This window comes from Streptomyces sp. NPDC005266 (assembly GCF_040607655.1).
In the GTDB taxonomy this organism is placed as follows: domain Bacteria; phylum Actinomycetota; class Actinomycetes; order Streptomycetales; family Streptomycetaceae; genus Streptomyces.
In genome coordinates, this window is record NZ_JBEXHC010000004.1 from 142784 (window position 1) to 166321 (window position 23538).

The window sequence follows — 23538 nt, forward strand, 5'->3', positions numbered from 1 at the left end:
CATGACCGTCCCCACCACCTCCACCGCGGCGACCGGTGCCACGACCGGCGCCGTCGGCGGAGACGCCCGATCCCCCCGTGTGTCCGGAGCCGTGCTCGTCCTCATCGCCATGATCGTGCTGCACACCGGCAGCGCCCTGGCGACCGAGCTGTTCCACACGCTCGGGCCGGCCGGGACCACCTGGCTGCGGCTGACCCTCGCGGCCGCCGTTCTGCTCGTGCTCACCGGGCGATCCCTGCGGCGGGTGATGCGGACGACACCCCGCGCCGATCTGCTCGCCACCGTGGCGCTGGGCGCCGTCAGCGCGGGCATGATGCTGCTGTTCTCCGAAGCCGCCGCGCGGCTTCCGCTCGGTACCGCCACCGCCCTGGAGTTCCTCGGCCCGCTCGCGGTGGCCGTCGCCGCGTCCCGGCGGCGCGGTCAACTGGCCTGGCTCGGCCTCGCCGCGGCCGGGGTCCTGCTGCTCACCTCGCCCTGGAGCGGCGCCGCGAACACCGTCGGCATCCTCTTCGGACTGGGCTCGGCCACCTGCTGGGCGCTCTATGTCATCGGCACGGCCTACGTCGGCAGCCGCTTCTCGGCCCAGCACGGGCTGGCCGTGTCGCTCACGGTCGCGGCCTTCGTCGCCGCGCCCTTCGGCGCTCCCGCAGCCCTCACGGCACTCGACCTCACGACCCTCGCCGCCGCGGCGGGCATCGCGGTGCTGATGCCGCTGGTGCCGTTCCTGCTGGAGATGAGGGCCTTTCAGCACATCGGCAAGGCCACCTACGGCACCCTGGCCGGCCTCGAACCGGCGGTGAGCCTGCTGGCCGGCCTTGTCCTGATCGCACAGACCCCCACGGCCGCGCAGATCACCGGCACCGCGCTCGTGGTCACGGCGGGCATCGGAGCGGCCCGCGGGGAATCGCGGGCCGCCCGGGCGTAGCCGGGTCCGTGTCGCGCACCCCGGGCGAACCCCTGGAGTCAGGGCCTACGGGCGACGCCCGCCCAGAAGGACACCTCCTCATCGGTCACATCGCCGGTCTCCACCAGCGAGTCCGTGACAGCCAGGTCGGTACGCCAGCGGTGCGGCACCTCCAGCCCGGGCTCGACCAGCTCAAGGCTGGTGAAGAAGCGCTCCACCTCGTCCCGGGTGCGGATTTTCCCCTCGATGCCCTGGCTGTGGTAGACCTGCACGGTCTTCTGGGTCGCCTCGGGGTCGAAGTCCGGGGTGATATGGCTCAGCACCAGATAGGAGCCGGGGGCGAGCGGCTCGACCAGCCGCTGGACGAGCCCGTAGGGGTCCCACTCGTCGGGGACGAAGTGCATCAGGGAGACGAGGCTCAGCGCGACGGGCTGGGACAGATCCAGCACGTCGGTGAGGTCCGGCGAGGTCAGGATCGTCTCGGGCTCGGTGATGTCCGCGTGGACATAGGCGGTACGCCCCTGGGGAGCGCTCCTCAGCAGGGCCTGGGCGTGGGCGAGCACGATCGGGTCGTTGTCCACATAGACGACCCGCGACTCCGGGGCCACCGACTGGGCGACCTCATGCAGATTCGGCCGGGTGGGAATGCCGGTGCCGATGTCCAGGAACTGGCGGATACCCCGCTCGACGGCCAGGAACCGGACCGCGCGCTGCATGAAGGCGCGATTGGTGCGGGCGGCGATCATGACGCCCGGCCACAACGTGAGCACCTTGGCGGCGGCCTGACGGTCGGCCACATAGTTGTCCTTGCCGCCCAGGAAGTAGTCGTACATCCGGGCGCTGTGCGGCCGCCCCTGGTTGAGGGGGGTGTTGGGGGGCTCCGGCCCGCTCCCGGTCTGGGACGCTATTCCTTGCGCGCTCACGTGATGTTTCTCCTCCGGTCGAGGCGCGATCCCCATGCATCGCGGCGTCTCACCACAGGATCGTAACCGCCCCCCCGGGGGCGGCAGTTGAGGGGCCGGCGCGGCCCCTCAACCACCTGCTCAACCAGGCTCAGGACGCCACGTTGTCCATGCGTTCGCGCAGGCTGCGGGGCCTCATGTCGGTCCATACCTCGTCAACGTAGGCGGAGCACTCGTCCTTGGTGCCCTCCTTGCCGACGGTCTGCCAGCCCGCGGGGACGTCGAGGTCGGCGGGCCACAGCGAGTACTGGTCCTCGTCGTTGCGCAGCACCTGGTAGCGGGCGTTGTCGTCCATGGTGGGTGTTCTCCTGTCGTGTGGTGATCGATAGGTGAGGGACAGTGATTGATAGGTGATGGATAGTGGCGGGCAGTGATGGGCGGTGATGGACGGTAATGGACGGTGATGGACGGGTGGTCAGGCCCCCGCGGCCCGTTTCCCGGGCGGGCGGTTCGGGGACAGCCGGCGCAGGGCCGGGCTGGCGGTGGCGAAGACGGCCGCGGCGGTGATACCGGCCGAGCAGACCAGGATCGCCCGGTCCCCGGGGAGGACCTGGGCGAGCAGGCCGCCGAGCGCCGGTCCCGCGGCGCCGGCGGCCCCGCAGGCCAGGACGAGAGTGCTGGTGAGCCTGCCGCGCAGCTCGTCGGGGGTGTGCAGCAGTTGCTCCGTCATGATCGCGGTGTTGGCCGTCGGAGGGAACAGTGCCATCAGGGCGAACAGCACCCCGGTGAGATAGCCGCTGTGCACCAGGGCGGCGACCGGCGTGAGCGCGGCCAGGGCCCAGAACACCGCGACGATGGCGCGGTAGGGGCCGAGCCGCCGGTGCAGTACGGGCGCCGCCAGCGCACCGAACAGCCCGCCCGCCCCGAGCATGGCCGCCATCACCCCCACCTCCCCGGAGGGCACCCCCCGGGTTCCGGCCAGCACGATGACGACGATGTAGAAGGCGCTGAAGAACAGGTTCAGCACCACCGCGCACACCACGGTGGCCCGGATCCCGCCCTCCTGCCACACCCACCGCAGCCCGGCCAGCACTTCGCGGCCGAGATGGCCGCCCCGGGCGGCGGGCCGCTCCCGCTTCGGCAGCCGGACGAAGAGCAGGGCGAAGAAGGAGAGGGTGTGGGTGACGGCATCCGCGAGGAACGGCATCGAGCGCCCCGCGGCGAAGAGGAAGCCGCCGCTCGCGGTGCCGGAGAGCTGCCCCATCGAGGAGCGCGCCGTGTTCATCGCGACCGCCGTGGGCAGATGGGCCTCCGCCACCAGAGCCGGCAGCGACGCGCTCTCCGCCGGTTCGAAGAGGGCGGCGCTCGCCCCGAACACCGCCGCGACGACCACCATGTGCGGCACGGTGGCCGTGCCGGTCCACACCGCCACCACCAGGCTGATGGCGGACAGCGCCTGGGCGGCCTCGCACCCCAGCATGATCGCCTTGCGGTCGTACCGGTCCACCAGCACACCGGCCGGCAGCCCGGCCACCATCTGGGCCGCGGCGATGGTCCCCATGACGAGGCCGGAGGCCGCGCCCGAGCCGGTCAGCGCCAGCACCAGCAGCGGAAACGCGATCATCGAGGCGTGGAACCCGAACTCCGAGAGGGCCTGGCCGGCCCACAGCAGCCGGTAGTCCCGGTTGCGCGCCAGTGGCACCGGTGGGGAGACCGGCGGGGCCCCGGTCATACGGCGCCCCGGCAGTCCGCCGCGATCCGGCGCAGCGCGTCCGCGAAGTCCGCGGCCACCGCCTCCACGGTCGACCGCTCGTGCACATCGGGGTGGTAGTGCCAGGTGAAACCGAGCCGGCCGTCCTGCACCGCGCCCACCACCTCCAGCAGATGCGAACCGCCCTCGCGCGGGTCGTGGTCCTGGCCGAAGGATCCGTGCTCGGCGTGGACGAGGCTGCCCTGCGCCTGCGCGGACCGGGCGTCCCACTGGCCCAGGTAGTTGAAGACGATCTGCGGTCCGGAGCCGGCCCCGGCCAGCCGCTCGCGCACGGCGGGGGTGCCGAAGGTGCGCAGCGCCCCACAGCCCAATCCGTTGCCGGGGACGGTCCGCAGCCGGCGGCGGACCGACTTCACCAGGCCGCGCCAGTCGGTGGGCGTGCCGTCCGCGGTGTCCGGCAGCTCGAAGGAGACCGGATACATCGTGGTGAACCAGCCCACCGTCCGGGAGAGATCGACGCCCTCGATGACGTCCTCGCGCCCATGGCCCTCCAGTTCCACGGCGATCCGGGGGTGGCCGGTCCAGCGCGACAGCGCCAGCGCGAGGGCGGCGAGCAGGACGTCGTTGATCCGGGTGCGGTAGGCGGTGGGCGCCGAGCGCAGCAGCGCCTCGGTGTCCGCCGCGTCGATCTCCACCGGTACCGCCCGGGTTTCGGCCCCCGGGGCGGCGGTCTCATGGTCGACCGGCAGCGGCTGGGCGTCCAGCGCCGTGGACCAGTGGTCGGCCTCGTGGTCCAGTGCGCCCTCGGCGACATGCCCGGCCAGCTGCCGGGCCCAGTCGCGGAAGGAGGTGGTCTTGGGGCCGAGGTCGACCGGTTCGCCGCGGACGGCCTGCTGATAGGCGGTGTCCAGGTCGTCCAGCACGATCCGCCAGGACACTCCGTCGATGACCAGATGGTGGGCCGTCAGAAAGAGGAACGGACGCCGGGCGTCGCCGAGCCGGAAGAGCGCCGCCTTCAGCAGCGGTCCCCGCTCCAGGACGAAACCCGCGTGCAGGGCGTCGGCCGCCTTCTCCATCGCCAGGTCCGCCTCGTGCGGTGGCAGACCGGACAGATCGTGGCGGGCCAGCACCTCGGCCTCCCCGGGCTCCGGGTCGTACTGCCGCCACTGACCGTCCTCGCGGGTGAACCGCATGCGCAGCGCGTCATGGTGGACCAGGAGGGCGGCCAGCGCCTGTTCCAGCGCCGCCTCGTCCGGCCCCTGGTGCAGCTCCAGCAGCGCGGACTGGTTGAAGTGGTGCGGATTGACGGTGTGGGTGGCGAAGAACCAGCGCTGGATCGGGGTGAGCGGGAGGGGCCCGGTGACCGGCTCCGCTCGGCCCTCGTCCCGCTCGGCCGTGGCCACCCCGGCCAGCGCGGCCACCGTCTGATGGGTGAACAGGTCCTTGGTGGACAGGCGCAGCCCCGCCTGCCGGGCGCGGGAGACCACCTGGATGGAGAGGATCGAATCCCCTCCGAGGTCGAAGAAGTTGTCGTGGACGCCGACCCGTTCCAGGCCGAGGACATCCGCCCAGATCGTCGCGATCCGGCTCTCCAGTGGGGTGCGCGGGGCGACATGGCCCGCCCCGGAGGACGGTGCCGGATCCGGATCGGGCAGGGCGCGGCGGTCTACCTTGCCGTTGGGGGTGAGCGGGAGGGCGTCCAGGGTGGCGAACGCGGAGGGCACCATGTGCGGCGGAAGGATCCGTCCCAGGAAGTCGCGCAGGGAGGCGGCGGTCGGCGAGGCGTCCGGCGCCGGGACGACATAGCCCACCAGCCGCTTCGCCCCGGAGGGCTGCTCCGGGGTGGGCGGGGTGTCCCGTACGGCGACCACCGCGTCCCGCACCTCGGGGCTGCGCCGCAGCGCGCTCTCCACCTCGCCGGGTTCGATCCGGAAGCCGCGGACCTTCACCTGGTCGTCGGCCCGGCCGACGAACACCAGCTCACCGTCGCCGGTCCAGCGCACCACATCGCCGGTGCGGTACATCCTGCTTCCCGGTGGCCCGAAGGGGTCCGCCACGAAACGGGAGGCGGTCAGCCCCGGCCGGCCCAGATAGCCGCGTGCCAGGCCCGCGCCCGCCACATACAGCTCCCCCGCCACGCCCACCGGCACCGGGCGCAGCGCCTCGTCCAGCACATAGGCCCGCATGTTCCAGATCGGCCGCCCGATCGGCGGCAGCCCCGCACCGGCGGTCAGCGGCGACGACCAGGTGGACACCACCGTCGCCTCCGTCGGGCCATAGGAGTTGACCATCCGGCGCCCGGGTGCCCAGCGGTCCACCAGCTCGGCGGAGCAGGCGTCGCCCCCGACGATGAGGGTGCGCAGTTGGGGCAGTCCCGCCTGCCGCGCCGCCTCCGGCACGGTGGCCAGCGCCGCCGGAGGGATCAGCGCATGGGTGATCCGCTGCTCGTCGAGCACCTGGGCCAGCCGCTCTCCCAGCAGCGGGCCCTCCTCCGCCACCACCAGCGACGCCCCCGCAGGAAGGGAGACGCACAGTTCCAGTACGGAGGCGTCGAAGCTCGGCGAGGCGAACTGGAGCACCCGGTCCCCGGCCCGCACGTCGTAGTGTGCGGCGCCGGCCGCCGAGAAGCTCGCCAGCCCGGCGTGGGTGACCACGACCGCCTTGGGCACCCCGGTGGATCCGGAGGTGTAGATGACATAGGCGGGGTGGTCCGCTGCGATCGCCCGGTCCTCCGGAGGCCCCGCCGGGCAGTCCTCGACCCACACCGAGGCCGCGTCGTCGAGGACCACCAGGGGCGCGGCGTCCCGCAGCATGAACGCGATGCGCTCCTCGGGATAGCCGGGGTCCACCGGCAGGAACGCACCGCCGGCCTTCGCCACGGCCAGCTGCGCGACCACCGTCTCCACCGACCGCGGCAGCACCAGCGCCACCAGACGCTCCGGCCCCACGCCGCGCCCGATCAGCCGGTGCGCCAGCCGGTTCGCCGCCGACTCCAGCTCGGCGAAAGTGAGGTCACGCCCCCCGTACCGGACGGCCACCGCGTCCGGGGACGCCGCCGCCTGCCGCTCGAACAGCTCGGGCAGCGTGGCCGCGGGCACCTCGCGCCGGGTGTCGTTCCACCCGACGAGCGCGCGCCGCAGCTCCTTTGGGGTCGTCAGCGGCAGCGCGCCGACCGGCCGCTGGGGATCGTCGGCGATACCGGCGAGCAGAGCCTGGACGGCCGTGCCCATCCGCTCGGCGGCCTGGGCATCGAACAGATCGGTGTTGTAGCCGACCAGCCCGCGCAGCACGCCACCGTCGGCCTCCGCGAACTCCAGGGTGAGATCGAAGCTCGCGGTGTGGACGTCGAGGGCGATGTCCTCAACGGTCAGGCCGGGCAGGTCCATCGCCTGGCCCGGGATGTTCTGGAGCACCACCATGGCCTGGAAGAGCGGTGTCCGGCTGGTGTCCCGGGCCGGCTGCACCTCGTCCACCACCCGCTCGAACGGAACGCTCTGGTGGGCGAAGGCGTCGAGCACGGTCGAACGCACCTCGGCCAGGAAGTCGGTGAAACCGGCCCGGGGATCGACCGTGGAGCGCAGCACCAGGGTGTTGACGAAGAAGCCGATCAGCCGCTCCACCTCGGCGCGATCACGGCCCGAGGTCACCGTGCCCACCGCGATGTCCCGCTGCCCCGACAGCCGGGCCAGCAGAATCTGGGACGCCGCCACCAGCGTCATGAACAGCGTGGTTCCCCGGGCCTGCCCGAACTCCTTGAGGCGCCGGTTCACCGCCGCCGCCACCTCGAACTCCACCGTCGCGCCGTTGCGTGTCTGCACCGCGGGCCGGGGCCGGTCGGTGGGCAGCTCGAGCGGTGGCACCCCGGCCAACTGGCGCTTCCAGTAGGCGAGCTGCTCCTCGGCGTGCGGTCCGGACAGCTCGGCGCGCTGCCAGGCCGCGTAGTCCGCGTACCGTACCGGCAGCGGTGGCAGCGCGGCCGGTTCGCCGCTGAGCGCCGCCCGGTAGAGCTCCCGCAGATCGCCGGTGAGCACCCCGGTGGACCAGCCGTCGGTGATGATGTGATGCAGCGTCAGGCTGAGCACATGGTCGTTCTCGCCCATCCGGATCAGCCCGGTCCGCAGCAGGGGGCCGCGCCGCAGGTCGAACGGGCGCGTCCGCTCGTACGCCAGCAGCTCCATGAGCTCCGCCTCCCGCTCCCCGGCGGGCAGCCGGGACAGATCGTGCGGGGTGAGCCGGATCTCAGGGGGCTCGTGGACGATCTGCACCCCTCGGCCGTCCACCGCCTCGAAGGTGGTGCGCAGCGACTCGTGCCGGGCCACCAGCGCGGTCAGCGCGGCGCCGAGCGCTCTGGCGTCGAGGGTTCCGCGCAGCCGCAGCGCCAGCGGAGTGATGTACTCGGTGCTGTCCGGCTCGAAGGAGTCGAGGAACCACAGGCGTTGCTGCGCGAACGACAGCGGCAGCTCCGCGTCGCGGCCGAGCCGTGCGATCGGCGCGGGACCGTGCCCGGTGCGGCTCTCCGCCGTGTCCAGGGCCGTGGCCAGGGCGGCGACCGTGGGACGGGTGAACACCAGCCGGGGCGAGATCTCCGTCTCGAACGCCTCCCGCAGCCGCGAGGTGAGCCGGATGGAGAGGATGGAGTCGCCGCCGAGCGCGAAGAAGTCGTCCTCGGCGCCGACCCGTTCGACCCCCAGCACGTCGGCCCAGACGCGGGCCACGAGCTGCTCGGCCCCCTCGCGCGGCGCCCGGTAGGGCGCGCGGTCGGCGGCGGGGCCGGGGGCGGGCAGCGCCGCCCGGTCCAGCTTCCCGTTGGGGCTCAGCGGCAGCGCGTCGAGCGGGACGATCGCGGACGGCACCATGTAGTCCGGGAGTCCGGCCGCCGCGTGGGCGCGCAGCCCGGCCGGATCCACCGCCGGGACGCCGTCGGCCGGCACCACATAGGCCACCAGCCGTTTCACCCCGGGCCGGTCCTCCCTGGCCACCACGGCGACGTCCAGGACACCGGGGTGTGCGGCCAGGACGCCCTCCACCTCGCCCGGCTCGATCCGGAAGCCGCGGACCTTGACCTGGTCATCGGCGCGTCCGAGGAACTCCACCGTGCCGTCCGGCCGCCACCGCGCCAGGTCGCCGGTGCGGTACATCCGCGACCCGGCGGGCCCGTACGGATCGGCGACGAAGGACGCGGCGGTCGGGCCGGGCCGGCCGAGATAGCCGCGCGCCACTCCGTTCCCGGCGATGAACAGCTCGCCGACGACACCGGGCGGGACGATCCGCAGCCGCGCGTCCAGGACGTACACCCGCATGTTGTCCAGCGGCCGGCCGATCGGCACCACCCCCGGCACCCCGTCGGCGGCGGACATCGGGAAGCACGTGGCGAAGGTGGTCGTCTCGGTCGGCCCGTACCCGTCCACGACGGTCACCCCGGGGCAGGCGGCCAGCACCCGGCGCACCGAGGCCGCGGGCACCACATCGCCGCCGGTCCACACCTCGCGCAGCCCCGTGAAGCAGTCCGGGTCGTCCTGCGCCAGCAGCCGGAACAGCCCGGCGGTCAGCCACAGCCCGGTCACCCCGTGGTCGGCCACCAGACGGCGCAGCGCCGTGCCATCCAGCTCGCCCGGCGGGGCCACCACCACCCGGCCGCCGGCCAGCAGCGGCACCCACACCTCGTAGGTGGCGGCGTCGAACGCCACCGGTGAGTGCAGCGGCACCCGTGCGTGCCCGCCCCCGGCGAAGGCGCGGTCGAGGGCGAGCGCCGCCACATCGCCGTGGCGCACTCCCACGGCCTTGGGCACCCCCGTCGACCCGGACGTGAACATCACATAGGCCAGGTTGTCCCGGTCCACGCGGACCTCGGGAGCCGCGCACTCGCCCTCGCGCGCGGCGGCCACCTCCTCGGGCGTCAGCACGACCGCCGCGCCCGCCTGATCCAGCAGGACCCGCTGCCGCTCGCGTGGCGCGCGCACGTCCACCGGCACATACACCCCGCCGGCCTTGACCACCGCGAGCTGGGCCACGACGAGTTCCACCGAGCGCTCCATCAGCAGCGCCACCCGGTCCTCCACGCGCACCCCCGACTCCGTCAGAGCACCGGCCAACCGGCCCGCCCAGTCGTCGAGTTCGCGGTAGCTGAGCGTGGTGGCACCGGTGAGGGCCACGGCGTCCGGGGTGCGCCGGACCTGCTCGGCGAACAGCTGCCCCAGCGAGCCCCCGGGCAGCGGGTGGGACGTGTCGTTCCACTCCCGCAGCGCCCGACGGTGTTCGGCCGGAGTCAGCAGCCGCAGCTCGTCCAGGGTCCGCCCCGCGCCGTCGGCGAGGCCGGTCAGCAGCGTCTCCAGATGGGCCGCCGCCCGCTCCACCGTCGCCGCGTCGAACAGCGCGGGTTCATAGGCGATGTCGAACCCGAGCCGGTCGCCGAGATAGGCGCGCAGGCACAGCGGGAAGTTCGTGGCGTCCTCCGCCCGCACCTCCCGGATGGCGATCCCGGCACCGGCCGCCGACGACTCGTCGAACGGGTAGTTCTCGAACACCACCATGCTGTCGAAGAGCGCCCCGGCGCCCGGCGCCGCGCTGTGGCCCTGGATCCGGGCCAGGGAGACGAAGTCGAAGCGCCGGGATTCGCTCTGCTGCTCCTGGAGCTCCCGCAGCCATCGCACCACCTCGCGGCCGCCCTCGACCACGGTCCGGGTGGGGACCGTGTTGATGAACATGCCGACCATCGTCTCCACGCCCGGCAGCTCGGCCGGACGGCCCGAGGCCGTGGTGCCGAACACCACGTCCTGCTCGCCGCTGTACCGGGACAGCAGCAGCGCCCAGGCGCCCTGCACCACAGTGTTGACGGTCAGCCCATGGCCGCGGGCCGTCTCGCGCAGCCGCGCGGAGACCTCCTCGGTGAGCTCCAGCCGGGTCAGCGCGCCCGAGGTGGCACGGTGCGCCTCCGTGGGTGGCCGGTCGTAGGGCAGCGGTGTCCGGGCGCCGAACCCCGCCAGCACCTGACGCCAGTACCCCTCGGCCCGCTCGTGGTCCTGCTCCCCGAGCCAGCGCAGGAAGTCCCGGAACGGGCGGCGAGCGGCCAGGCGTGCCTGACGTCCCTCGACGAGCGCCGCGTACACCTCGCACACCTCGGCGAAGATCTGGCCGGTGCTCCAGCCGTCCAGGATCAGATGGTGCGAGGTCCACACCAGCGTGATCTCGTCACCGGGCAGCCGGGCCACCGCGATCCGGACCAGCGGGGCCGTGGTGAGCTCCATCCCGGCCGCCCGGTCCTCGGCCAGCAGCCGTCGCAGCGCGGCCTCCCGCGCGGATGGCGAGAGCCCGCGCCAGTCGTGGTGCGCGACGGGCAGCTCCACCGTCCGGTGCACCACCTGGACGGGCTCCTCAAGGCCCTCCCAGCGGACGGCGCCGCGCAGCGCCGGCGTACGGTCGGCCACCCGCTGCCACGCGGCGGCGAAGGCGTCCGGGTCCGCGATGCCGCCGATCCGGATCGCCACCTGGTCGAAGTAGGCCCCCGCCGTGTCCACGAGGCCGTGGAAGAGCATGCCGGCCTGCAACGGGGTCAGCGGATGGACGTCTTCCACCTCCCGGCCGTCACCGGCGATCAGATCCACCTGACGCTGGTCGAGCCGGGCGAGCGGGAAGTCGGAGGGGGTGCGGCCGCCCGCACCGGGGTCCGCGCAGTGCGCGACGATCTCCCGCAGCGCGGCGATGACCTCGTCCGCGAGACGGCGCACCGTGGACTCGTCGTACATCCGCGTCGGATACGTCCAGCCGAGCTCCAACCGCCCGTCCTGGACCGCCCCGGTGATCTCCAGCAGATAGCCGCGGGTCTCGCCGGGAGGCGCGTCCTGGCCGGTCACCGGCAGGGCCGCGCGGTAGAGGCCGGAGGCCGCCGCACCGTCCGCGGCGGCGACATCCCACTGGCCGTGGTAGTTGAACCCGATCCGCGGGCTCGGACCGTCCCGCAGCTCGGCGGCCCCGGGGGTGTCCGGGGCGAGGTGGCGCAGCGCGCCGTAGCCCAGCCCGCGGTGCGGGACGGCGCGCAACTGCTCCTTGACGGACCGCAGGGTATCCCGCCAGCCGGCGCCCGGCGCGACGGTCAGCGCGAGCGGGAACTCGGCGGTGAACCAGCCCACCGTACGCGACAGATCCAGCTCCTCGAAGAGGTCCTCGCGGCCGTGTCCCTCCATCCCGATCAGCACGGTGTCCTGGCCGGTCCAGCGCGACAGGGTCCGGCCGAGCGCGCTCAGCAGCACATCGTTGATCTGGGTGCGATACACACCGGGCACCTCGCGCAGCAGCGCGTCGGTCTCGGCGCGGCCCAGAACGGCGGTCACGGTGCCCGCCGTCCGGTGGGTGTTGACGCCCTCGCGGTCTGTGGGGAGCGCGGCGGGCGCGGTCCTTGCTATGCGTGTCCAGTACTCCAGCTCGCCGTCGAAGGCGCCGGAGTGCGTGTGTTCCGCGAGCCGGACGGCCCAGTGCGTCACGGCGCCGCTCGCCGGGGGGAGCGCGGCCGGGCCACCGGCGGCGGCACGGTGGTAGGCGGTCTCCAGGTCGCCGAGCAGGATGCGCCAGGAGACGCCGTCCACCACCAGATGGTGGGCGGTGATCAGCAACTCCGGTGGCCGCTCCGGCCCGAAGGCGAACAGCAGCACCCGCACGACGGCGCCCTCGGTGACGTCCAGACCCGTCTGTGCCGCCACCGTTGCCTCCTGTACGGCGCGCGAGCGGGACTCCTCGTCGAGTCCGGACAGATCGTGCCGTTCGAGGACGGCGCCGGGGGCGGTGGCCATCACCTCCTGCCGCCACCCCTGGCCGGTGGCCAGGAAACGGGTGCGCAGCGCCGCGTGATGGGCCACGACCGCGTCCACCGCGTGCCGCAGCGCGGCCTCGTCGAGGTCGCCGGTGAGCTCCAGCCGGTGCGTCATCGTGAAGTGCAGCGGATCGCCGGGCCCCCGCCCGTCGAGATACCAGCGCTGGATCGGGGTGAGCGGTGCCGGTCCGGACGGTGCCGTGGCGGACGGTCGCCCGGGCTTCCGGATGGAGCCGGTGACCACCGCGAGTTCCGCGATGGTCTGGTGGCGGAAGACATCCTTGGACGTGAGCGCCAGACCGGCCTGGCGGGCGCGGGAGACGATCTGGATGCTGAGGATCGAATCGCCGCCCAGGGCGAAGAAGTTGTCCTCCACGCCGACCCGGGGGACACCGAGCACGTCGGCCCAGACGCGGGCGAGCTCCGTCTCGGCGGGGGTGCGCGGCGCCACGTACGGCGTGGCCGCGTCCGGCTGGACGGGCGGTGCGGGCAGCGCGCGCCGGTCGACCTTGCCGCTGTCGGTGCGCGGCACCCGGTCCAGCGTGACGAACGCGGCGGGGACCATGTAGTCGGGGAGGCCGCGCTTGAGCCAGGCGCGCAGCTCCGCCGGGTCGAGATCGCCGTCCGGCCCGCCGGCCACCGGATAGGCCACCAGCCGCCGATGGCCGGTGTCCTCCCGGGCCACCACCACCACGTCCGCGACCGCCGGATGGTCCAACAGCGCGGCCTCGATCTCACCGGGCTCGATGCGGAAGCCACGGATCTTGATCTGCTCGTCGGTGCGGCCGAGGAATTCCAGCACCCCGTCCGCCGCCCAGCGCGCCCGGTCACCGGTGCGGTACATCCGGGTGCCGGGCGGGCCGTAGGGGTCGGCGATGAAGCGCTCCGCGGTGAGGCCGGGCCGGCCCGGATAGCCACGGACGATCTGGGCTCCGGCCAGATGCAGTTCGCCCGGCACCCCGGGAGGCACCGGCCGCAGCCCGCCGTCCAGGACATAGGCCCGCAAATTGCGGCCGGGCCGTCCGATGAGCGGGCGGTCCCCGAGGTCGGTGAGGCGTCCGTACACGGCGTCGACGGTGCACTCGGTGGGTCCGTAGAAGTTGTACGCCGCCACGCCGGGCAGCGCGCGCAGCTCCCGCCACAGGGCGGTCCCGAGGGCCTCGCCGCCCACCATGACGACCCGGGGGTGGTGGCGGCCCTCGGCGAACAGCCCGGCGGCCACCAGCTCATGGAGATACGAGGGGGTGAGGTCGAGGAAGTCCAGCTCACGGGCGTGGACCAGGGCGACGAGGGCGGCCGGGTCGAGCCGTACCGCGTCGTCGACGAGATGCACCTCCTGGCCCGCGGCCAGGAACAGCGGGCCCTCCCAGGAGGTGTCGAAGGAGAAGGTGGCGGTCAGCGCGGCGCGCAGCGGGCGGCCAACCTCGGCCGTGTGCGGATCGATGAGCTCGGCCATATGGTCATGGCAGAGGTTGACCAGCTGGCGGTGTTCGACCGCGACGCCCTTGGGGCGGCCGGTGGATCCCGAGGTGTAGCTGATGTACGCGGTGTTGGCGGGAAGCAGCGGGGCGAGCCGGTCGTCGTCCGTGGGGTCGGTGACGGGCAGGGCGTCGAGGGGAGCGTCCCGCAGGAGCCCGGGGGTGAGGACGGTATCGGGCGCCGCGTCCTCCAGCAGGAACCGAATGCGCTCGGCGGGCAGTTCGGGATCGATGTAGAGATGAACCCCGCCCGCCTTGACCACCGCGAGGAGCGCCACCATCAGCTCGGCGGTGCGCGGCAGTCTGACCGCGACCACCTTCTCCGGGCCGATGCCGAGCCCGATCAGATGGTGGGCCAGCCGGTTGGCGCGGGCGTTCAGCTCCGCGAAGTCCCAGCTGACCCCGGGGGCCACGAGCGCCGTGGCCCGCGGGGTGCGGGCCGCCTGGTCCTCGAAGAGGCGCGGGAACGTCGTGTCCGCAACCGGGAGTGCGGTGTCGTTCCACGCCTCCAGCACGGTCCGGCGCTCCTCGGCGGACAGCAGCGGCAGCTCGCCCACCGTACGGCCGGGGTCCCGCGCCACCGCTTCGAGCAGCAGCCGCAGCTGACGGGCCATCCGCTCGACGGTGGCCGCGTCGAACAGATCGGTGTTGTACTCCACGAACGCGGTCAGCGCGTCCTGGTGTTCCACGAAGTCGATGCCCAGGTCGAAACCGGCGGTCCGGTTCGGCATCCGGACGGCCTCCACGGCCAGGCCGGGCAGGCTCGGCACCTCGCTGCCCAGGTTGTGCAGCGCCACCATGACCTGGAAGAGCGGGGTGCGGCTGGTGTCCCGCTCCGGCTGGAGCTCGTCCACGATCCGCTCGAACGGCACATCCTGGTGGGCGAAGGCGTCCAGGACTCTCCCGCGCACCTCGGAGAGCAGCTCGGCGAACGGACGGTCCGTACGCACCCGGGACCGCAGGACCAGGGTGTTCACGAACATCCCGACCAGCCGCTCCAGTTCGGGGCGCTCCCGGCCGGAGGTCACGGTGCCCACCGCGATGTCCTCCTGCCCCGACCAGCGCGCGAACAGCGCCTGGCAGGTGGCCAGGAGGGTCATGAAGAGCGTGCCGCCGCTGCGCCGTCCGGTCTCGCGCAGCCGTGCCACCAGCTCCGCGTCCAGGGGGAACTCCAGCAGCGCGCCGTTCTTCGTCTGGACGGGCGGCCTCGGACGGTCGGTCGGAAGCTCCAGCGGGGCCAGCCCCGCCAGCTTCTCGCGCCAGTGGCGAAGCTGCGGCTCCATCGCGGCCGCGCCGCCGCGCGGATCGCGCTGCCAGGCCGCCCAGTCGGCGTACTGCACCGGCAGCGGCGTCAGCGCGGGACACCGCCCGGCCAGCGCCGCCGCGTACAGCTCGCTCAGATCAGCGCTGATGACCGCGGTGGACCAGCCGTCCGTGACGATGTGATGCATCGTCAGGGTAACGATGTGCTCGGTGTCGTCCAGCCGGATGAGGGACGCCCGCAGCAGCGGGCCGGTGCGCAGATCGAAGGCGGTGGCGCCCTCCCGCGTCAGCAGCCGCTCCAGCTCCCGCTCACGCTCGGCGGCGGGGAAGGGCTCAAGGTCGTACGACGGCAGTTCCACCCCGTACGGCTCACCCACCCGCTGCACCCCGCGGCCGTCCACCTCGGCGAAGGTGGTGCGCAGCGGCTCGTGCCGGGCCACCAGGCCGTCCAGGGCGGTGCGCAGGGCGGTGGTGTCGAGCCGGCCGCGCAGCCGCAGCGCGAACGGGGTCACATACTCGGTGCCGCCGTCGTCGAAGGCGTCCAGGAACCACAGCCGTTGCTGGGCGAAGGACAGCGGCAGATCGGCGCCCCGTGGCACCGCTTGGATTGCCCCGCCGTCCGTGGCGCCGGCCGGTGCGGCCAGCACGGCGGCGAGGGCGGCGACGGTGGCATGGGTGAACAGGGAGCGCGGGGAGACCTCCGTGCCGAAGGCCGCCCGCAACCGGGAAGCCACCCGGATGGCCAGGATCGAATCGCCGCCCAGGGCGAAGAAGTTGTCCTCGGCGCCCACCTCCTCGGCCCCCAGCACCTCGGCCCAGACCCGGGCCACCGTGCGTTCGGCGTCGGTGCGGGGCGCGATCCGCTCGGCACTCGTCGCGAAGCCGTCCGCGCCGGGGGCGGGCAGCGCCGCGCGGTCGAGCTTGCCGTTGGCGGTCAGCGGCAGGGCGTCCAGCGGCACATAGGCGGCGGGGACCATGTGCTCTGGCAGCGCCCGGCGCAGGAACTCCCGCAGCTCGGCGGCGGTGGGCGGCGGTGCGGACGGATCGGCCGCCACCGTGTGGGCGACCAGCCGCCGCGCCCCGGGCCGGTCCTCCCGCGCGGTCACCACGGCATGGGCGACGCCCGGATGGGCGGACAGGGCGGCCTCGATCTCACCGGGTTCGATCCGGAAGCCGCGGATCTTCACCTGGTGGTCGGCCCGGCCCAGATACTCCAGCTCGCCGTCGCCGCGCCACCGGGCCCGGTCGCCGGAGCGGTACATCCGGCTCCCCGGGGGCCCGAACGGGTCCGCGACGAAGCGGGACGCGGTCAGCCCCGGACGGCGCAGATAGCCGCGGGCCAGCCCCGCTCCCGCCACATACAGCTCGCCCACCGCCCCCGGCGGCACCGGCTGGAGACCGGAGTCCAGGACGTAGACCCGCAGATCGGGGATGCCGGTGCCGATGCCGCTTCCGGTGGCGCGGGCCGCGCTGTCCCGGTCGAGCGCGGTGTGGGTGACATGCACGGTGGTCTCGGTGATCCCGTACATGTTGGCCAGAACGGGCGCGGTGTCCGGATGCCGTGCGTACCAGCCCGCCAACCGGCGCGGATCGAGCGCCTCGCCGCCGAACACCACCCGGCGCAACGCCGGCAGCGCCCCGGTGCCCGGGTTCTCCTCATCGGCGCGCATCAGGGCGTAGAAGGCCGAGGGCGTCTGGTTGAGCACCGTCACCCGCTCGTCCGCCAGCAGCCGCAGGAAGTCCTCGGGCGAGCGCGAGACGGCGTACGGGACGACGACGAGCCGGCCGCCGTGCAGCAGCGGCCCCCAGATCTCCCAGACCGAGAAGTCGAAGGCGTACGAGTGGAACATCGTCCACACATCGGCCTCGTCGAAGGAGAACCACGCCTGGGTACGGGAGAACAGCCGGACCACATTGGCGTGCGGAATCACCACGCCCTTGGGCACACCGGTGGACCCCGAGGTGTAGATGGCGTACGCGGGGCTGTCCGGCAGCGGCCCGGAACCGGCCGGGACGGCGGTCGGGCGGCGCCCCAGATCGGCCGCGAGGCCGGGGTCGTCCAGGCACAGCCGGGGCACCGCGGTGTCGGGGGCGAACCGGGTCTCCAGATCGCCGATGGTCAGCAGGAGCACCGGTTCGGTGTCGGCGAGCATGGGGGCGACCCGGGCGGCCGGCTGGTCCGGATCGATGGGCAGATAGGCCGCACCGGTCTTCAGCACGGCCACGATCGCGACGATCATCTCCGGCGAGCGGGGCAGCGCGAGCGCCACATACCGTTCCCGCCCGGCGCCCTCGGCCGCCAGCCGGTGGGCCAGCCGGCCCGCCCGCGTGTCGAGTTCGGCGTACGTCAGCGACGCCCCGGCGCAGCTGACGGCGGTGGCATCGGGGGTGCGGGCCGCCTGCTCCTCGAAGAGCTCCACCAGGGTCCGCCGCGGTGTCCCACGGTCCGCCGCGCCCGCGCCGCTCCACTCCACGAGCAGCCGCTCGCGCTCCTCGGCCGTGGTCCACGGCAGCGCTCGCAGCGGCCGGTCGGGGTCCGCCGCGATCTGGCCGAGCAGCAGGCACAGCCGGTCGGCGAGGGCCGCCGCGGTCCGCTCGTCGAACAGCCCGGGGTCATAGCCGAGGTCGAAGCCGAGCCGGTCGGAGAGATGGGCCCGCAGGCTCAGCGGGAAGTTGGTCGCGTCCGTCGACCGGACGTCCAGGATCCGCAGCCCCGCCTCGCGCGCCGAGGAGTCGTCGAAGGGATAGTTCTCGAACGCGACCATGCTGTCGAAGAGGGCGGTGCCCGCGGGCACCTGACTCCACCCCGACATCTGGGCCAGCGACACGGACTCGAACCGGCGAGACCCGGACTGCGCGATCTGGAGCTCCCGCAGCCACTGCGCGGTGTTCCGGGCACCCTCGACCCGCACCCGGGTGGGCAGGGTGTTGATGAACATGCCCACCATCGACTCCACCCCGGCCAGTTCGGCCGGGCGGCCCGAGACGGTGGTGCCGAAGACCACGTCCTCCTCGCCGCTGTACCGGGACAGCAGCAGCGCCCACGTCCCCTGCACCACTGTGTTGACGGTGAGCCCGCACCGCTGGGCGGTACGGCGCAGCCGCGCCGACGCGTCCGGCGCGAGCGCCACCGACAGGGTCGAGGAGGACCGGGCGCGATGGGCCTGGCGGGGTGTGCGGTCGTACGGCAGCGGCGTGGGCGCGGTGAAGCCGGCGAGCACCTCCCGCCAATGTGCCTCCGCCTCCCGGCCGTCCTGGCCGTCCAGCCACCGCAGATAGTCGCGGAAGGGCCGGCGGGCGGGCAGGGCCGGGCGGCCTCCCCGGACGGCCGCGGCATACCGCTCGCACACCTCGGTGAAGACCTGGGCCAGACTCCAGCCGTCCAGCACCAGATGGTGCGAGGTCCAGACCAGCGCCACCTGGTCCGCGGGCAGCCGTGCGATGGTCAGCCGCATCAGCGGCGGCGTGCTCAGATCCACGCCCCCGGCCAGATCCTCGGCCCGCAGCCGCTCCAGCTCGGTCTCGCGCCGCTTTTCGGTCAGCGCGCGCAGGTCCAGGTGCGCGACGGGGAGGGCCGCACGGTGGCGTACGAACTGCAGGGGCCGCTCGACGTCCTGCCACACGACCCCCGTGCGCAGCACGGGGGTGCGGTCGACCGTCTCCTGCCAGGCGGCGGCGAACGCGTGCGGATCGCCCACCCCGTCCAGGACCAGGGTGGCCTGGTCGACATAGACGTCCTCCTCACCGCCGACCAGACGGTGGAAGAGCATGCCTTCCTGAAGCGGGGTCAGCGGATAGACGTCCTCGGTCTCCCGCCCGTCGCCCACCACCCGGTCCACGCCCGCCTGGTCCAGCCGCGAGAGGGGGAAGTCCGAGGGCGTACGGCCCCCCGCGTCGGGCTGGGCGCAGTGCCAGACGATCTCGCGCAGCGCCCCGACCATGGCGTCGGCGAGCCGCCGCACCGTGGCCTCGTCATGGACGAGATCGGAGTAGAGCCAGGTCAGCTCCAGTTCGCCGGCCGCCACCACACCCGAGACGTCCAGCGGATATGTCGAGGGCTCCTCGGGGGCGAGATCCCGTCCCAGGGTCTCGCCGGTGAGCGTGAAGGCGTCGTCGCCCGGCGCCGAGTCCCACTGGCCGTGGTAGTTGAAGCAGATGCCGGGCAGCGGGGCGTCGCGCAGCGCGCGGGCCGGGGAGTCCGGTGCGCTCAAGTGCGCCAGCGCCTCATAACTCAGTCCCCGGTGGGGCAGCGCGCGCAGCTGCTCCTTCACGGACTTCAGCACCGCGCCCCAGCCGTGGCCGGGCAGGGTGAGCGCCACCGGGTACTGGGTGGTGAACCAGCCGACCGTACGCGACAGATCGACGGTGTCGTCCAGCTCCTCCCGGCCGTGGCCCTCCATGGCCACCAGCACCCGGTCCGACCGCGTCCAGTCGGCGAGCACCCGGCCGAGCGCGCTGAGCAGCACGTCGTTGACCTGCGTCCGGTACACCCCGGGGACCCGGCGCAGCAGCGCGTCGGTGGCGTCCCGGTCCAGCCGCACCCGCACCGTGCGGGTGGATCCCGCGGTGGCGCGGCCTGGACGGTCCACCGGGAGGTCCGTGCCGCCCGCCTGCCGTACGCCCTCCCAGTACGCCAGATCGCCGTCCAGCCGTCCGCCGCGGACATGGTGGGCCAGCCGGTGGGCCCAGCGGGTGAAGGGGGTGCCGGCCGGCTCCAGAAGCACCGGCTCCCCGGCGGTGGCCTGCCGGTAGGCGGTCTCCAGATCGCCGAGCAGAATGCGCCACGACACGCTGTCCACGGCCAGGTGGTGCACGGTCAGGAACAGCCGCGGCCGGGTGCCCGCCCCGCGTACCAGAAGCGCCCCGCGCAGCAACTCACCCGCTTCCAGGTCGAGTGCGGCGCGGGCGGCCTCGGCGGCCGCCTCGGCCGCCGTACGCTGCTCGTCCCCGGACAGCCCGGACAGGTCATGGCGGGCCAGCGAGGGCCCCGCCACCGCCTCGACCGGCTCCTGCCGCCATGTCCCGCCCTCGCGGACGAACCGGGTGCGCAGGGCGGGATGGTGGGCGACCACGGTGTCCAGGGCGGTGCTCAGCGCCGTCTCGTCCACGTCGTACGGCAGCTCGACCACCATCGACATGGTGAAGTGGCCCAGCGGGCCATGGGCGGCGAAGAACCAGTGCTGGATCGGGGTGAGCGGCGCCGGGCCCGTGTCGTCCGTCCGGTCGGCGGCGGCGTCGTCGGTGTGGGGCTCGGAGGTGCTCCGCGGGGCGAGCGCGGCGGCCAGATCGGCGATGGTCTGGTGGAGGAAGATGTCCCGCGAGGTGAGCCGCAGCCCGGCCCGGCGGGCGCGGGAGACCGCCTGGATGGACAGGATCGAGTCGCCGCCGAGTTCGAAGAAGTTGTCCGTCACCCCGACCGCGTCCGCGCCGAGCACCTCGGCCCAGATCCCCGCGAGCTCCTTCTCCACCAGGGTCCGGGGGGCCGTGTACGCGTGCTCCCGCTGGGCCTCGTCGGGGCTCGGGGCGGGCAGCGCCCGCCGGTCCAGCTTGCCGCTGGTGGTCAGCGGCATGGCGGCCAGGGCCACGAAGGCGGAGGGGACCATGTGATCCGGCAGGGCCCGCCCGAGGGCGGCGCGCAGCTCCGCCGCGGTGGGCGGCTCAGTGGCGGCGGCCGGTACGTAGTAGGCGGCCAGCCGGGCGTGGTCACGGTCGTCGGTCACGGCGACGACGGCAGCCTCGGCGACGGTGGGCAGATCGAGCAGCGCGGCCTCGATCTCGCCCGGTTCGATCCGATGGCCGCGGATCTTCACCTGGTCGTCCGCGCGGCCGAGATAGTCCAGTTGCCCCTCTGCGGTCCAGCGGGCCACATCGCCGGTGCGGTACATCCGGCTTCCGGCGGGCCCGAACGGGTCGGCCACGAAGCGGCCCGCGGTCAGCCCGGGGCGGCGCACATATCCCCGGGCCAGCTGGTCGCCGGCGAGATACAGCTCTCCCGCGACGCCCACCGGCACCGGCCGCAGCCGGGCGTCGAGCACATGGGCGCGCAGATTGCCCAGCGGACGACCCACCACCGGACGGCCGATCCCGCCGATCCGGGCCCAGAGCGCGTCCACGGTGCACTCGGTGGGCCCGTAGAAGTTGTACGCAGTGGTGCCGGAGGCATCCGCCAACTGCCGCCAGAGCGTCTGCCCGATGGCCTCGCCGCCCAGCATCAGCACCCGGGGGCGGTGCCGGGGATCCTCCAGCAGCCCGGCCGGGAGGAGCTGCCGCAGATACGACGGGGTGAGATCCAGGAAGTCGACCCGGTGCTCGGCGATGTACGCGACGAGCGCGGCCGGATCGAGCCGGGTCGCCTCGTCGATGAGATGCAGCTCATGGCCGTCGGCCATCAGCAGCAGGCCCTCCAGCGAGGTGTCGAACGAGAACGACGCGGTCAGGGCCACGCGCAGCGGCCCGCCGCCCGCCTCCGCCACCAGCCCATGGCGGTGGTTGACCAGCAGATTCACCATCGCCCGGTGGTCCACGGCCACGCCCTTGGGGCGGCCGGTGGAGCCGGAGGTGTAGATGACGTAGGCCGCGGCGTCCGGGTGCAGCGCGCCGGTCCGGTCGGCGTCCGTGGGATCGGACGCCGGCAGGGTGGCGGGGACCGTACGCAGCGCCGTCTCGTCGAGCACCAGCATCGGCTCGGCGTCGGCGATCAGGAACGCGACCCGCTCGGCGGGGAGTTCGGGATCGATGGGCAGATAGACCCCGCCCGCCTTGAGCACGGCGAGGATCGCCACCACCATGTCGGCGGTGCGCGGCAGCTTCACCCCGACGACCCGCTCGGGGCCGACCCCCTGGGCGATCAGATGGTGCGCCAGCCGGTTGGCGGCCGCGTTGAGCCCCGCGAAGTCGTACACCTCGTCGCCTGCGACCAGCGCCGTCGCCGCCGGGGTGCGGGCGGCCCGCTCCTCGAACACCGCGGGGAAGGTGACCGGCGGGACGGCCAGGGCGGGGCCGCGCCCGCCGTCCGTCACCTGCCGCCGCTCCTCGTCCGTCAGCAGCGGGAGCTCCCGCAGCGGCCGGTCCGGCTCGGTGGTCACCGCGTCCAGCAGCACCAGCAGATGCCCGGCCATCCGCTCGGCGGTCCCGGCGTCGAAGAGCTCGGTGCTGTACTCCAGCAGGCCCCGCAGCTCCTCACCGTCCTCCAGGAACTCCACGCTGAGGTCGAAGGTGGCCGACCGGCGGGGCACATCGACGCTTGTCACCGTCAGCCCGGCCATCCGGGGCGTGGCCCTGGGGGCGGAGTGGAGCAGCACCATGACGTCGAACAGCGGGTTGCGGCCCGCGTCCCGGCGCGCGCCCACGGCCTCCACCAGCCGCTCGAAGGGCGTCTCGTCGTGGGAGAAGGCGTCGAGGACCGTGGCACCGGCGTCGGTGAGCAGCTCGCGGTACGAGCGTGAGGTGTCCACAGCGGAGCGCAGGACGACGGTGTTGACGAAGAAGCCGACGGCGCGCTCCAGCTCGGTGCGGCCACGGCCCGAGGTGACGGTGCCGATCGCGATGTCGTCCTGCCCCGACCAGCGGGCGAACAGCCCCTGGCACGCGGCGACCAGCGCGGTGAACAGGGTCGTCCGCCGCTCCGCGGCCAGCTCCCGGAGCCGGGTCGCGGTGCCGCCGGCCACGGTGAACTCATGCACCGCGCCCGCCGAGCCGCGCACCGCGGGCCGTGGCCGGTCGGTGGGCAGTTCCAGGGGGACGCCACCCTCCAGCCGCTCCTTCCAGTAGTCGAGTTGCTTCTCCAGCGCCGGCCCGGCCAGCCGCTCCCGCTGCCACACCGCGAAGTCCGGGTACTGGACCGGCACCGGAGGCAGCGGTTCCCGCTCGCCCTCCGCCACCCGGGCGTCGTAGAGCGCGCACACCTCGTCCACGAGCACGCTCATGGACCAGCCGTCCGTCACGATGTGGTGGGCGGTCAGCAGCAGTACGTGCTCGGTGCCCGCCACGCGGATCAGCAGCGCCCGCAGCAGCGGACCGGTCCGCAGGTCGAACGGGCGCGAGTACTCCGCGAGCAGCCGCCGCTCCAGCGGCTCCTGGCCGCGTTCGGCACCGTCGAGGTCCGCCACCGCCAGCGGCAGCGGCGCGGCCGGACGCACCACCTGTGTGGGCTGCCCGTCGCCGTCCTCGAAGACGGTCCGCAGCGCCTCATGGCGCTCCACCAGGGTGTCCAGCGCCCAGGAGAGCGCGGCCGGGTCCAGGGCGCCGGTCAGCCGCAGCGCCACCGCACTGTTGTATCCGGCCTCGTCCGGCTGGAGGGTGTGCAGAAACCACAGGCGCGCTTGCGCGAAGGACAGCGGAAGCGGCTGGGCGCGGTCCGCGCGGGGGATCGCCCCGGTGCGCCCGGCCTTGCCCGCCAGACGGCGGCGCAGGGCCTCCCGGAGCTCCTCGGGCAGGGCGGAGGCACGGCTGTTCCTCGAAGACGTCATGTTCTCTTT

The 23538-nt window shown here is 73.7% G+C and carries 5 protein-coding genes; 1 reads left to right on the plus strand and 4 read right to left on the minus strand.

The features are described from left to right. Position 1 precedes the first annotated feature (1 nt). Entirely contained in the window at positions 2–925 is a 924-nt protein-coding gene (locus ABZU99_RS09670) for an EamA family transporter (protein ID WP_356044937.1), read from the plus strand. Positions 926–963: 38 nt separating this feature from the next. On the opposite strand, the gene ABZU99_RS09675 is transcribed toward ABZU99_RS09670, so the two are convergent. From ABZU99_RS09675 to ABZU99_RS09690, 4 genes are all read right to left on the minus strand, one after another. After that, positions 964–1827, minus strand: coding sequence for an SAM-dependent methyltransferase (locus ABZU99_RS09675; protein ID WP_356044939.1), 864 nt, complete (start codon positions 1825–1827; stop codon positions 964–966). 130 nt (positions 1828–1957) lie between these two features. Next, positions 1958–2161: an MbtH family protein gene (locus tag ABZU99_RS09680; protein WP_355844516.1), complete on the minus strand. Its 204-nt coding sequence runs from the start codon at positions 2159–2161 to the stop codon at positions 1958–1960. 120 nt (positions 2162–2281) lie between these two features. After that, positions 2282–3538 carry an MFS transporter gene (locus tag ABZU99_RS09685; RefSeq protein WP_356044941.1) on the minus strand — a complete coding sequence of 419 codons (1257 nt, stop codon included), beginning with the start codon at positions 3536–3538 and terminating at the stop codon, positions 2282–2284. Further along, entirely contained in the window at positions 3535–23529 is a 19995-nt protein-coding gene (locus ABZU99_RS09690; RefSeq protein WP_356044944.1) for a non-ribosomal peptide synthase/polyketide synthase, read from the minus strand. The genes ABZU99_RS09685 and ABZU99_RS09690 overlap by 4 nt, the downstream gene beginning before the upstream one ends. Positions 23530–23538 lie beyond the last annotated feature (9 nt).

Excerpts from the sequence above, each read along its gene's own strand:
- ABZU99_RS09670 (WP_356044937.1), top strand. The coding sequence starts at position 2 with ATGACCGTCCCCACCACCTCCACCGCGGCGACCGGTGCCACGACCGGC.
- ABZU99_RS09680 (WP_355844516.1), bottom strand. The coding sequence starts at position 2,161 with ATGGACGACAACGCCCGCTACCAGGTGCTGCGCAACGACGAGGACCAG.
- ABZU99_RS09685 (WP_356044941.1), bottom strand. The coding sequence starts at position 3,538 with ATGACCGGGGCCCCGCCGGTCTCCCCACCGGTGCCACTGGCGCGCAAC.
- ABZU99_RS09690 (WP_356044944.1), bottom strand. The coding sequence starts at position 23,529 with ATGACGTCTTCGAGGAACAGCCGTGCCTCCGCCCTGCCCGAGGAGCTC.